This window comes from Pseudomonas sp. B37(2017) (genome assembly GCF_002112885.1).
In the GTDB taxonomy this organism is placed as follows: Bacteria; Pseudomonadota; Gammaproteobacteria; order Pseudomonadales; family Pseudomonadaceae; genus Aquipseudomonas; species Aquipseudomonas paraglycinae.
Genome location: NZ_NEIX01000005.1, coordinates 130,109 through 143,078, shown reverse-complemented (window position 1 = coordinate 143,078; position 12,970 = coordinate 130,109). Strand labels below are relative to the sequence as shown.

The 12,970-nt window shown below is 62.8% G+C and carries 13 protein-coding genes; 8 read left to right on the top strand and 5 right to left on the bottom strand.

Translation table 11 applies throughout. From position 1 onward, the window contains the following. Window positions 1-20: 20 nt before the first annotated feature. On the top strand, window positions 21-2,672 hold the full coding sequence (locus tag CAF90_RS14930; RefSeq protein ID WP_085607184.1) for a sensor histidine kinase KdpD: 2,652 nt from the start codon (window positions 21-23) through the stop codon (window positions 2,670-2,672). A 48-nt stretch (window positions 2,673-2,720) separates the two neighbouring features. Further along, window positions 2,721-3,419 (top strand): response regulator, encoded by a 699-nt coding sequence (locus CAF90_RS14925; RefSeq protein WP_039770498.1) that lies wholly within the window; start codon window positions 2,721-2,723, stop codon window positions 3,417-3,419. Here the strand turns inward: CAF90_RS14925 and CAF90_RS14920 are convergent. Then, window positions 3,416-4,453, bottom strand: coding sequence for a patatin-like phospholipase family protein (locus CAF90_RS14920; RefSeq protein ID WP_085607182.1), 1,038 nt, complete (start codon window positions 4,451-4,453; stop codon window positions 3,416-3,418). The genes CAF90_RS14925 and CAF90_RS14920 overlap by 4 nt on opposite strands. Window positions 4,454-4,670: 217 nt before the next feature. On the opposite strand from CAF90_RS14920, the gene CAF90_RS14915 reads away from it, so the two are divergent. The 3 genes from CAF90_RS14915 (at window position 4,671) to CAF90_RS14905 (ending at window position 6,799) form a co-directional block, all read left to right on the top strand. After that, entirely contained in the window at window positions 4,671-4,949 is a 279-nt protein-coding gene (locus CAF90_RS14915; RefSeq protein WP_007950948.1) for a hypothetical protein, read from the top strand. 77 nt (window positions 4,950-5,026) lie between these two features. Further along, a complete protein-coding gene (locus CAF90_RS14910) occupies window positions 5,027-5,794 on the top strand; it encodes a CHAD domain-containing protein (RefSeq protein WP_085607180.1) in 768 nt (255 codons plus the stop codon). A gap of 210 nt (window positions 5,795-6,004) precedes the next feature. After that, the gene (locus CAF90_RS14905; RefSeq protein ID WP_085607178.1) at window positions 6,005-6,799 is read left to right on the top strand and encodes an acyl-CoA thioesterase II; all 795 of its coding nucleotides are present in this window, start codon (window positions 6,005-6,007) and stop codon (window positions 6,797-6,799) included. 1 nt (window position 6,800) lies between these two features. Here the strand turns inward: CAF90_RS14905 and CAF90_RS14900 are convergent, their stop codons facing one another. From CAF90_RS14900 to CAF90_RS14890, 3 genes are all read right to left on the bottom strand, one after another. After that, on the bottom strand, window positions 6,801-7,166 hold the full coding sequence (locus tag CAF90_RS14900; protein ID WP_007950951.1) for an Mpo1-like protein: 366 nt from the start codon (window positions 7,164-7,166) through the stop codon (window positions 6,801-6,803). Between the two features lie 120 nt (window positions 7,167-7,286). Next, window positions 7,287-8,768: a methyl-accepting chemotaxis protein gene (locus CAF90_RS14895; protein ID WP_085607176.1), complete on the bottom strand. Its 1,482-nt coding sequence runs from the start codon at window positions 8,766-8,768 to the stop codon at window positions 7,287-7,289. A gap of 109 nt (window positions 8,769-8,877) precedes the next feature. After that, complete coding sequence (locus CAF90_RS14890) at window positions 8,878-9,684, bottom strand: TatD family hydrolase (RefSeq protein WP_085607174.1); 807 nt, start codon at window positions 9,682-9,684, stop codon at window positions 8,878-8,880. 236 nt (window positions 9,685-9,920) lie between these two features. Between CAF90_RS14890 and CAF90_RS14885 the strand changes: the two genes are divergently transcribed. The 3 genes from CAF90_RS14885 to CAF90_RS14875 all read left to right on the top strand — a co-directional run bounded on the left by CAF90_RS14885 (window position 9,921) and on the right by CAF90_RS14875 (window position 12,443). Continuing rightward, window positions 9,921-11,342 (top strand): transglycosylase SLT domain-containing protein, encoded by a 1,422-nt coding sequence (locus CAF90_RS14885; RefSeq protein ID WP_085607172.1) that lies wholly within the window; start codon window positions 9,921-9,923, stop codon window positions 11,340-11,342. 107 nt (window positions 11,343-11,449) lie between these two features. Next, window positions 11,450-11,884, top strand: a complete 435-nt coding sequence (locus CAF90_RS14880) for a DoxX family protein (protein WP_007950955.1) — start codon at window positions 11,450-11,452, stop codon at window positions 11,882-11,884. 250 nt (window positions 11,885-12,134) lie between these two features. After that, window positions 12,135-12,443, top strand: coding sequence for a hypothetical protein (locus CAF90_RS14875; RefSeq protein WP_085607170.1), 309 nt, complete (start codon window positions 12,135-12,137; stop codon window positions 12,441-12,443). Between the two features lie 3 nt (window positions 12,444-12,446). Here CAF90_RS14875 and greB read toward each other — a convergent pair whose 3' ends face one another. Continuing rightward, window positions 12,447-12,944: a transcription elongation factor GreB gene (greB, locus tag CAF90_RS14870; protein ID WP_085607168.1), complete on the bottom strand. Its 498-nt coding sequence runs from the start codon at window positions 12,942-12,944 to the stop codon at window positions 12,447-12,449. Window positions 12,945-12,970 lie beyond the last annotated feature (26 nt).

Sequence of the window (12,970 nt, the reverse complement as noted above, 5' to 3'; positions counted from 1 at the left end):
AGGAAGAGAGAGCTTCAAGCATGAGTGACTCCGGCCGCGCCGACGCGCTGTTAGCAGACTTGCCCCGCGACGGACGCGGCCGGCTCAAGGTTTTTCTCGGCGCAGCGCCAGGCGTGGGCAAGACCTACGCGATGTTGCAGGCCGCCCACAGCCAGTTGCGTCAGGGCGTGAAAGTCATCGCCGGGGTCGTTGAAACCCACGGCCGCGCCGAAACCGAAGCGCTGCTCGGCGGCCTGCCGCAACTGCCGCTGGTGCGCTCGGAATACCGTGGCGTGACGCTGGAGGAAATGGACCTCGACGGCCTGCTCGCCGCCAAGCCGAAACTGGTGCTGGTCGACGAGCTGGCTCACAGCAACGCCCCCGGCAGTCGCCACGCCAAACGCTGGCAGGACATTCAGGAACTGCTCGCCGCCGGCATCGACGTGTACACCACGGTCAACGTCCAGCACCTGGAAAGTCTCAACGATCAGGTGCGTGGCATCACCGGTGTGCAGGTGCGCGAAACCCTGCCGGACTGGGTGTTGCAGGAAGCCTACGAACTGCTGCTGATCGACCTGCCGCCCCGCGAACTGCTCGAGCGCCTGCGCGAAGGCAAGGTCTACGTACCGGAGCAGGCGCGCGCCGCGATTGATGCATTTTTCACCCAGACCAACCTCACAGCGCTGCGCGAACTGGCGATGCAGACCGCTGCCGCGCAGGTCGATAACGATCTCGCTCAAGGCTATCGCCAGCTCGGCCAGGCCGCGCCGGCGGTGCGCGGGCGCTTGCTGGTTGGCGTCGATGGCGATGCCCAGGCCGAACGGCTGGTGCGCCACGCCAGTCGGGTCGCCCAGCGTAGGCATTTGCCGTGGAGTCTGGTGCACGTCGACAACGGCAGTGTGCGCGACGAGCAATCGCGGCTGCGCCTGCAAAGCGCCCAGCAACTGGCCGAACGCCTCGGCGGCGAAGTGGTGTTGCTACGGGCCGGCGAAGTGGCGAAAACCCTGATCCAGCATGCAGCTGAACGTCGGGCGAGTCTGGTGCTGGTCGGTCAATCGCGGCCGCGCCTGCGCAGGCGTCTGTTCGGTGGTGGGCTGGCGGCGCGTTTGCTGCGTCAGGCCCATGGTCTGGAAATCAACGTGCTGGACAGTGATCAGGAACAGCATCAAGCGCGCCCGCGTGTAGCGCCGACGCTGGTGTGGTTCGACTATGCGCTGGCGCTGGTGGCCACGCTGTTGGCCAGTGCGCTGGCCTGGGCGGTGTCCAGCGTGCTGCCGCTGCCGAACATCTCGCTGGTGTTTCTTGCGGCGGTGCTGCTGGTGGCAGTGCGTAGCAGTCTCGGCCCGGCGCTGGCCTGTGCGGCGTTGTCGTTTTTGACCTACGACTTTCTGTTCATTCCGCCGAATTTCTCCTTCAGCATCCAGCGCGAAGAAGACGTGCTGACGTTGCTGTTCTTTCTGCTGATGGCGGCGCTCACCGGCAACCTCGCGGCGCGTCAGCGGCGGCAATTGCAGGCGCTGCGCGATACCCAGGAAGAGACTACCGAGCTGCTCGACCTGTCGCGCAAACTCACCGCCGCAACAGATCGCCAGGCCGTGGTCAGCGCCGCAGCCCAACACCTCAATGGCTGGAGCGATCTGCAACTGTGCCTGCTCAATCGCGACGGGCAGGGCGGCTGGAAAGTCGAAACCGGCGGGCCGCTGCAATTCACTGAATCCGAGCGCGCCGCCGCTGACTGGGCCTGGCAGCACGATCAACCGGCGGGCATGGGCACCGGCACGTTGCCGTTCGGGCGCTGGTGGTGGTGGCCGCTGTCGGTGGAGGACGGACCGCTGGCGCTGCTCGGTGTGTGCGCCAAAGAGGGCCAGACCCTGAGCGGCCAACGTCGTCGTTTGCTGACCGCGTTGAGTCAGCCTTTGGCTCAAGCACTGGCCCGAGCACAACTGGCCGATGACCTGGAAGCCGCACGTCTGCACGGCGAAACCGAACAGTTGCGCAGTGCCTTGCTGGCCTCGGTGTCCCACGATCTGCGCACGCCGCTGACCTCGATGCGCGGCAGCATCGACAGCCTGCTGGCCCTCGGCGAAGCGATCCCGCTGGAGGATCGCCGCGAATTGCTCGAAGGCACTCGCGATGAGGCCGAGCGTCTCGATCGCTACATCCAGAACCTGCTGGACATGACCCGTCTCGGCCACGGCGCCCTGAAGCTGGCGCGGGACTGGGTGTCGCCCGCAGACATCGTCGGCAGTGCGCTCAATCGCCTGCGGGCGGTGTTGTCGTCGCTGCAAGTGAGCACCGATGTACCGGCCGAGTTGCCGCTGCTGTACGTGCATGCCGCGCTGATCGAGCAGGCGCTGGTGAACGTGCTGGAAAACGCCGCCCGCTTCTCGCCATCCCACGGCCGTCTGCAATTGCGCGCCGGGGCGGATGACAGCGAGGTGTTTTTCTCGGTCAGCGATGAAGGGCCGGGGATTCCGGTCGATGAGCGTGCGAAGATTTTCGACATGTTCTACACCGCCGCCCGAGGGGATCGGGGCGGGCAGGGCACCGGCCTGGGGTTGGCGATCTGTCAGGGCATGGTCGGCGCCCATGGCGGGCGGATCAGTGTCGGCGACGGCATCGACGGGCGCGGCACCTGCATCACCTTGCACCTGCCGTTGCAGACGCAACCGGGGATGGACGGTGAAGCCTGATCCACGCTGCGCTACTCTCTTGCCACTCTTTTGTGTTGATGTGAATTCATGAGCCAGACCGCGACCATTTTGGTCATCGATGACGAACCGCAGATCCGCAAGTTCCTGCGCATCAGCCTCGCTTCCCAGGGCTACAAAGTGCTGGAGGCCGGCACCGGCGCCGAGGGCCTGGCCCAGGCGGCGCTGAACAAACCGGACCTGCTGGTGCTCGACCTCGGCCTGCCGGACATGGACGGCCAGCAGGTACTGCGCGAGTTTCGCGAATGGGCCACGGCGCCGGTGCTGGTGCTGTCCGTGCGCGCGAGCGAAGGGCAGAAAGTCCAGGCGCTGGATGGCGGCGCCAATGACTACGTGACCAAGCCGTTCGGCATTCAGGAGTTTCTCGCCCGGGTGCGCGCGTTGCTGCGCCAGGCACCTGCGGGGGAAGCGCAGCAGGCCGCGTTGAATTTCGGCCCGCTGACCGTGGATCTGGCGTATCGGCGGGTGCTGCTCGACGGCGTCGAAGTCGCCCTGACTCGCAAGGAGTACGCGGTGCTGGCGCAACTGGCGCGGCATCCGGGGCGGGTGATCACCCAGCAGCAATTGCTCAAGGACATCTGGGGCCCGACCCACACCGAGGACAGCCACTACCTGCGGATCGTGGTCGGGCATCTGCGGCAGAAGCTCGCGGACGACCCGACCCGGCCACGATTCATCGTGACCGAGGCGGGCGTCGGTTATCGCTTGTTGAGCGAGAGCAGCCTTTAGTTCTGCTCGCTCTCGTAGCGATCCAGCGTATCCCTGGCAATCTCGCGACCCAGCGCGATCAGCTCCGGCGCTTTGTAGAACTCGAAGAACCTGCACACCCGTTTCGGCACGTTGATCAGGATGTCCGGCGGATACCCGGCGATCTTGTACTGCGCCAGCGAGGTCTGCATCACCTCGAAACTCTGGTTGATCAGGTCGAGCAATGACGCCGGCCCGACGTTATCGATGATGAATGATCCGGTGGCGGATTTCGGCGCGCCATCGCGTTCCGGTGCGGCGGCCGGTTGCTGGGTTTCCGGTTCGGCGCCTTCGACCCACGGATTGATGTCCGCCGCTTCGGCGCGCAGCGCTTCCTGTTCCAGCATCAGCAGTTGCTCGGCCTGTTTGCGGCGGAACGGCATCTTCGAGCCCAACGAATTGATCAGGCTGTCGAAGCGCGTGCGGAACGCGGCGGGGCGCTGGATCACCGGCAGTTTGTAATGGCGCTGGTTGGTCGAGTTGAGATTGACCGCGATGATCAGATCGCAATGGCTCGACACCACCGGCACGATCGGCAACGGGTTGAGAATGCCGCCGTCCACCAGCATCCGGTTGCCCTGCATCACCGGGGTGAACAGGCTGGGAATCGCCGCCGAGGCCCGCATCGCCTGATGCAGGCAGCCTTCCTGGAACCAGATTTCCTGTTGATTGGTGAGGTCGGCGGCTACGGCGGTGTAGGGGATGCGCAGGTCTTCGATGTTGATCTCGCCGACGATCTTACGGATCTGGCCGAAGACTTTTTCGCCACGGATCGCGCCGAGACGGAAGCTCACGTCCACCAGGCGCAGTACGTCGAGGTAATCCAGGCTTTCGATCCAGTTGCGGTACTCGTCAAGCTTGCCGGCGGCGTAGATCCCGCCGACCACGGCCCCCATTGAACAGCCGGCAATACAACTGATGTCATAGCCCCGTCGTTCGATCTCTTCAATGACCCCGATATGGGCATAGCCCCGGGCGCCACCGGAGCCCAGCACCAGTGCGACACGCTTTTTCATCAAACTTCCTCCCGGCAAGGTTCCACAATGCACCCATCGAGGGCCGGGCGACAATCGCCGGGGTCGCTCGGGGCGGCGATGGCGTCGTTTTTTCGATACTTCATGACCCGTCGGCGTTATCTTTTGCAGTGCGGTGGAATCACGGGACGCAAGGCACTTTTTCGCTGCCGCACCGTCTTACCTGCACGACTGTTGACCTATCTTTGAGGTGTGAGTGATGAAAGCCTGGATCTGTGTGCCGTTGATGGCTCTGGCATTGGCCGGTTGCGCCGGCAAGACCGCTTACCGCGACAGCTGCGGCAGCCAGCTCGACGCAGCGTGGCATGAACTGGATCTGGCGAAAGCCGAAGGGTTTGCCGGCACCGTCAGCTATTCCAAGGCGCTGTCGCTGTTGACGGCGGCCAAGACCCAGCAGCAATTCGAAGGGTTCGAAGGCTGCACCAAGAAAGCCGAAAAAGCGCGTTTCTACATTCGCGAATCCCGCGCCGGGCGCTAAGCTGCTGACGTGGCGCAAGGGCAGGTGCCTTGCGCCGGCGCACACTCGTGCAAAGCCATTGAATTCAGGAGCAAGCGATGTCTGCGTTGGTCGATCGGTTGGTGGCTCATGTCTTGAGCCTGGAAGTCAGGCTGCTGGCCTGTCAGGCACGTTTGACCGCCCGGACTGATCCTGAGGCGCTGCACGATCTGCGCACCACCGTGCGACGCTTGCGCAGCCTGCTGCGACCGTTGCGCGGTTTGCCCGGTGTCGAACAACTGGAAGATGCGGCCGCTGCGGTGGGGCAACTGACCACGCCATGGCGCGACCGCGAGGTGCTGGCGGCCTGGCTGATTAAGCATGATCAGCCGGAAGCCGCGCAGCGCCGCATGGCGCAGATGGCCGAGGCGTACCCGACGCTGGCGGCCAGCGCCGAGGTGGCTTCGCTGCTGATGATCCTCGATGCCTTTCCGCGTTTTCTGCGCGCGTCCCAGCGCCAGGGACTACTCAAGAGCCTGGACAAGCGCATCGAAAAACGTCTGGGCAAACAATGGAAGAATCTCGACGTGGCGCTGCACGATCCGGCCCACGACCGCCATCGCCTGCGCCTGCTGATCAAGCGCGTGCGTTACGGCATCGAGGCTTACCCGGAACTCGATCGACTGCCCGAAGCCGCATTGCCCCGTTTGAAATCCGCGCAAGGCGCCCTCGGTGACTGGCACGATTGCTGGCAATGGCTGGCCCGCGCCGAACTGGAGCCGGATCTGCAACCCTGTGTCGCCACCTGGCAGGCGACAATGGCCAAGGCCGAAATCAAGGCCGATCGGGTGCTGGAAAAACTCAGCGCGGCCTGCTTCAAGTCCTGAATTTTCCACAAGACCACATGTGGGAGCGAGCCTGCTCGCGATTACGGCTGCACGGTCACCAATGAAGTGACTGACACACCGCTATCGCGAGCAGGCTCGCTCCCACACTAAACGGCTTATCTGTCAGTCTCTTTGACCGGAATGGACGCTGCGCCGCTCTGCCGCGCTGGTTAAGATCCGGTCATTCCCTTTTTCCTGTCCGAGGTTTCCATGCGCTTTTGCGATCTGATCGATGCTGTCCGTCGTCAACCGGAGGTCACGATTCCGGCGGAGTGGGGCCAGGGCCGGGCCAGTTTTGGCGGGTTGGTGGCCGCGCTGCAATTTGAAGTGATGCGCACCAAGGTTCCGACCAATCGGCCGGTGCGTTCGCTGGCGATCACCTTTGTCGGCCCGGTCGAGCCCGAAGTGCCGGTGAGCTTTGAAGTCGAAGTGCTGCGCGAAGGCAAGGCAGTCAGCCAGGTGCTGGGGCGCGCCGTGCAGAACGGTCAGGTGGTGACGATGGTGCAAGGCAGCTTCGGGGCTTCGCGGCCGTCGGAAGTGGCGGTTGAAGCCTATCCCGCGCCGGAGATGAAACACTGGGACGACTGCCAGGAACTGCCGTACATCAAAGGCGTAACCCCGGAGTTCATGCGTCATCTGGCGATGCGCTGGAGTGTCGGCGGCATGCCGTTCACCGGCAATCAATCGCGGCTGATGGGCGGCTGGGTGCGCCTGCGTGGGGATGTCAAGGAAGAGCCGGTCAACGAAGCGCACCTGCTGGCGCTGGTCGATGCCTGGCCGCCCGCGCTGTTGCCGTACCTGAAGAAACCGGCACCGGGCAGTACGCTGACCTGGACCATCGAATTCGTTCAGCCGTTACGGGATTTGAGTACGCTGGATTTTTGCCAATACCTGGCGGACATCGAGTATGCGGCCGACGGTTACGGCCATGTCGCCGCCAAGCTGTGGAGCGCGAAAGGTGAACTGATTGCCATGAGTCGGCAGACGGTGACGATCTTCGCCTGACTCAATGGCGGCGATGGCGTTCACGCCAGGCGCGGAACCAGCCGCCACTGAGGAAGAACCGCGGAAACGTCAGGAACTGCTCGACCAGCAGACGCGAAACGGCGTCCTTGCGATCACTGAACGGCTCGGAGGCTTGCGCCTCCAGGCTGTGACCGTGACGCTGCAGACCCAGCGCCGCGATAATGCCGATCACACCAATCGCCACGCTGGCCAGACTCAGGCTGAACACACCCGAGACGATCAACAGAAACGCGACAATGAACAGCGGCACGGCAATCAGGTGCAGCACCAGATTGGTCGGGTGCTGATGGTTGTTCGGGTACGCGCGCCATTGCCACGCGGGAAGGTTGGGGTGACGTTTGCCCATGTTGCTGCTCCTCGATCCATGTTTGGTACATGGTTGAAGAATAGGCCCGGGCAGCGAGGGCGGCGAATCAAGGTTGGCTATTGAAGTGATAGGGACAATGGCCATTCTTGATGTTGCCCCCTAGAGCTTCAACTGACCTATCGCCTTGTTCAGTTCACCGGCCAGCGTCGCCAACTCGTTACTGGTGGTCGCCGAATCCACGGTCTGTTGCACGGTGTTCTCGGTGACATCGCGAATGCTCACCACCGCGCGGTTCATTTCTTCGGCAACCTGACTCTGTTGCTCCGCCGCCACCGCAATCTGCGTGTTGCTCTCACGCATCTGCGCCACCGCTCCGGTGATTTCCGCCAGCGCTTCGCCGGCCTCTTGCGCCTGCTGCACGCAGTCATCGGCCTTGTACGAACTCTCCTGCATGAAGTCCACCGCATCGCGGGTGCCGGCCTGCAACGCCGAGACCATGGTGGTGATTTCATCGGTGGAGGTCTGCACGCGCTTGGCGAGGTTGCGCACTTCATCGGCGACCACCGCAAACCCGCGACCCATTTCCCCGGCGCGAGCCGCTTCGATGGCAGCGTTGAGCGCGAGCAGATTGGTCTGTTCGGCGATGCTGTGGATCACGCTGACCACGCCGTTGATCTTCTGGCTGTCCTCGGCCAGCCGCTGGATCATCTCGGCGGTCTGCTGCACGCCGCTGGACAGGCCGGCAATCGAAGTCTGCACCCGGCTTACCACTTGCTGGCCGCTGCCAGCCAGGCCATCGGCGGTCTGCGACAGGTCGCGCGTGGCGCCGGCGTGCTGGGCGATGTGGTAGACAGTTGCGGTCATTTCGTTGATCGCCGTGGCGGCCTGATCGGTTTCGCTCTGCTGGCCGAGCATGCCGTGACGCACCTCGTTCATGCTTGATGCCAGCCGCGCGGCGCCGACGTCGAGTTGCCGCGCGGTGTTGGCCACGGTGGTCACCACTCGCTGGTAACCGGCCTGCATCGCATTGAACGCGTTGGCCATCTGCCCGACTTCATCCTTGCAGGCCAGCGGCACCCGGGCGGCGAGGTCGCCGGTTTTCTCCACGTGCAGCATCACGTCCTTGAGGGTGTTCAGCTGACTGAGCAGAAAGCGGATCAGCAACTGTGAAGCGCCGAGCATCGCCAGCATCAGGATGAACACCGCCACCGCGTAGTTGGCGAAGCGTTCGCCGAACACCTGGCTGAGGCTGGGGGCGTAGGCGATCACGGCGACCTGCTGACCATCGGCACGGCTGAAGACCTCGGCGCCGAGCAGCGGGTTTTCACCGAACAACGGCAAGTGACTGATCTCGATCCAGCCGTTGCTCTCGGTGATCTCCAGCAGCGGTTGATCGTTGAGGCGCGGCGCTTCGCCGCGTTTGAAAGTCAGCACTTGATCGGATTTGGGCAGCGCTTGCCCGGCCGGCCAGGCCTTGAGCAATTGCGCCTGGGCCTGGGCCGAGGTTTGCGCGGCGTGGCTGCGGGCCTGTTGTTCGAGCTGCACGGCGTACAGCACCAGCAACAACGTGGTGACAAAGGCGACCGCGTTGACCGCCCAGAATTTGTATTTCAGCGAGATATTGCTAAGCCAGGCACCCATGGAGGTCTTCTCTGATAGCGGAAACAGTTTTGGCAAGGTGCCATTATTGTGCCGCTACGCAGGTGGCCGGATCTTGATGTGCATCAACAAGTGATGCATTCGCATGGGCTTAGGAAAGGGCTGGCAAACCGTAAAACGCTCGGGCGCAGGCGGTGGTGTGGGCCGCCAGATCCACTTCGGTTTCGCCTCGATGCAGCGCCACTTCACGCAGCACTTCGGTCAGATAAGCCGGCTCGTTGCGCCCGTTCTTCGGCTTCGGTCGCAATGTGCGTGGCAGCAGATATGGCGCATCGCTTTCCAGCATCAGGCGACCGCGCTTGATCTCCTTCACCAGCGGATGCAAATGGGTGCCGCGACGCTCGTCGCAGATCCAGCCGGTGATGCCGATGTGCAGGTCCATATCGAGGTAGCTGAACAGCGCTTTCTGCTCGCCGGTGAAGCAATGCACCACGGCGGCGGGCAATCGGTCGCGGAAGTCACGGAGGATTTCCAGCAGGCGCTGGCTCGCATCACGCTCGTGCAGGAACACCGGCAATTGCAGTTCGGCGGCCAGCGCCAGATGTTCTTCGAGGACTTTTTCCTGCTGCGGGCGCGGCGAGAAATCGCGGTTGAAGTCCAGCCCGCATTCGCCCACTGCTACCACGTTCGATTCCTGCAACAGACTGCGCAGACGCCGCACGCTGTCGGCGTTCCAGTCGCTGGCCGAATGCGGGTGAATGCCGGCGGTGGCGAACAGTCGCTGGCCGTCCGGATCCAGTTGCTGGCATAGCTCCAGCGCCTGTTCGCTGCCTTCGACGCTGGTGCCGGTCAGCACCAGTTGGCAGACCCCGGCAGCGTAGGCGCGGTCGAGCACGGCCTGGTGTTTGTCGGCGAAACTGGGGTTGGTCAGGTTGACGCCGATATCGATGAGTTGCATGGTGCTACCTCGGGCCGAAGGCCGGAAAGCATATCAGAGCTGTAGATTTATAAGAAAAGCCAAGAACTACAACGGCTTATGGCTGTCTGTTGAGGCCGCGAGGCAGGCTGGGGTGGCAGAGTTGCCATCACTGTGCCAGTCTCTCGCACTTTATCAGCGCTCCAGGCGCTCTGTTTTCGTCGGTGTTTTGCGACCGCTCAGCGGTGAAAACGCCCCGTATTCTTTCCGGAGAGTGGATGGTTCGTCCCTCGGTTTTGCTCCTGCTGTGTGGTTCGCTGCTGCTGCCGATGACGGCGGTCGCGCGGCTGCCCGGGCCGCTGCAAGCCGTGCCGGCCGCCAAGGTTCGCGACCTGACCGAAATCCGCAGCAGCCGCGTCTTGCGGGTGCTGGTCAACCAGAGCCGCAACAGCTCCGGCGAAGTCCAGGGCCAGGCGATCGGCATCGAATACCACCGCCTGCGCGCCTTCGAGCAATACCTCAATGGCCACGCTCGCGACGGCCAGGAAATCACCCTCAAGATCATCCCCAAAGCCAAGGATCAACTGCTCGGCGCGCTGCAGCGTGGCGAAGGCGATCTTGTTGCGCCAGGCGAACTGCTCGAGTTGCAACCGGGCCACGCGGTCGCCAGTAGCGAGCCGATTGCCAGCAACGTGCCGCTGGTGCTGGTCGGCATCAAGGGTGAAAAACGCTACACCAAGGTCGAGCAACTCGCCGGCAAAACCCTGGCGCTGCCCACTGGCAGTGCGGCGGGGGAGGCGGTCAGTCAGCTCAACCAGAAACTGGCGCTGCATAAACTGGCGCCGATCAAGATCGAATGGGTCGATCCAACGCTGGCGGTCGAGGATGTGCTGGAAATGGTTCAGGGCGGGATCTTCCACCTGACCATCGTCGAGCAACCGATCGCCGAGCGGTGGGGCAAGATCCTGCCCAAGCTGCGTTTCGACCGTCAGGTGATGATCAGCGAACCGGGCGAGGAATACTGGTTCGTGCGCCGTGATGCGTCGATGTTGCGGGCCAGCATCGACCGCTTCCTGACCGGCTACAAAAAACCGTCGAACGAAGATGCAGCGTTCCTGCGGATCTACCGCCGCCTGTATCAAGTGCACTATCCGTTGGCCAAGGCTGACCGTCAGCGCCTGGAGAAACTGCGCCCGACCCTGCAGAAGCACGCCGAAGCGCAAAACATGGACTGGCTCAACCTGGCGGCGCTGGCCTTCAAGGAGTCGGCGCTACAGCCCAACGCGCGCAGCGGCAGCGGCCCGACCGGGCTGATGCAGATCACGCCGTCCGCCGCGCAGCGAGTCGGCGTCAACAATATCCAGAATCTCGATGCAAATGTGCAGGCCGGGGCCAAGTACCTGGCGATGATCCGCCGCAAGTTCTTCAACAGCCCGAAACTCAATGAGCGCGAGCGCATGGCGTTCACCCTGGCCGCCTACAACATCGGTCCGGAGCGGGTGCAAGGCATGCGCGCCGAGGCGCGGCGTCGCGGCCTGAATCCCAATCAATGGTTCTTCCAGGTCGAGCGTATCGCCATGGAGCAGGTGGGAATGGGGGCCGTCAGCTATGTTAATAGCGTGAACAAGTATTACTTGGCGTTCGACCGGGAGCGGGAGTCGTTGGAGCCCCGGGGGCAGAAAGTGGTCTCACGCAAATGATCTAATAAGTTGATTGTTATGGCGGAATTTTTGCGCTTTTAACATGAAATTAACTGATTAATATAGCGGCCAACCAACAAGCACTTCTGACAACAAGGAAACGCAACATGAGCTCTCTGATCAACAAGGTTCTGTTCACTCGCGCCGGCTACGGTCTGACCATTCTGCGCATTGCCGTCGGCGTGATCTTCGCCGCCCACGGCTCGCAGAAGCTCTTCGGCCTGTTCGGTGGCTATGGCTTGGCGGGCACTGCGCAATACATGGAAAGCATCGGCCTGACCCCGGGTTACCTGATGGCCACTCTGGCCGGCGGTACCGAGTTCTTCGCCGGTCTGGCGCTGATCATCGGCCTGCTGGTTCGCCCGGCGGCATTGGGTCTGACCTTCCTGTCGCTGGTGGCGATCTTCACCGTGCACATCAGCAACGGTCTGTTCATGGCCAACAACGGTTACGAGTTCGCCCTGGCCCTGCTCGGTGGCAGCCTCGCGGTGCTGATCGAAGGCGCCGGCAAGCTTTCGGTGGATCGCGCCATCGCCGGTTGAAGGCTCTGGCTCAAGCAAAAGGCCCGCATTGTGCGGGCCTTTTTTGTTGCGGCTGATTCTTGACACTGGCCGGTCACGTTCTCTACGATGCCGCTCATGCGCCGATTTAAACAGCTACTTGCGGGGCGCCAGGTGACTATTCTTCAGTTGCCGTCAGAAGCCGGAACAGGGCTTCGAAATACCGCTAAAGCGCTGGTTCGGTGTTGCCTCTCACCTGCCATGCAGACTTTTGAGGCAGAGACACGACACGATGAATGCACTACGCCCTCCAGCACGTCCCGCGCCGATCACGGCACACATCACCCAGCGCAATCCGAAAATCCTGCTTGGCGGCAAACATCAGCCGACGCTGTTGCGTTATCTCGATGGCTGGCCACGTCGCAGCGGCGGTCCTGCCGCCTTCCTGATCCAGTTTGTCGAAGACGGTGAGTCGCTGGCGCGTTTTGCCGATGACAGTTTCGATCTGGCCGTCATTCAGGCCCCGAGCCTTGAAGAGGCGCCGGAAATGATTCGCCAACTGACCCGAGTCGCACGCCAAGGCCTGATCACCCGGCGCTGAGCGTCAGGGATATTCGATCGCCACGATGTAGATGAACTGTTCGCCGGTCGGCGTCTGTACCCGCACTTCAGCATCCAGCGCCTTGCCGATCAGGGCGCGGGCCAGCGGCGAGTCGATGCTGATCAGGCCGAGTTTCAGGTCCAGTTCGTCCGGGCCGACGATCCGATAGCGCGACTGTTTGCCGTCCTCGTCTTCGATGGTCACCCACGCGCCGAAGTAGACCTTGTTCGGATCGCTCGGTTTTTCGCTGACCACTTTCAACGCTTCGAGGCGTTTAGTGAGAAAACGCACGCGACTGTCGATCTCGCGCAGCATTTTCTTACCGTAGGTGTACTCGGCATTTTCCGAACGATCACCCTGAGCCGCCGCTTCGCTGACCGACTGCGTCACTTGCGGGCGGCGCACGTGCCACAGCTCATGGAATTCGGCGCGCATCCGCGCTTCACCTTCGGGGGTGATCAGCGCGGTGCCGGCAGTGCGGGGAGGGCGATAACGGCTCATGGCAACTTCTTTTGACTAAGACGGCT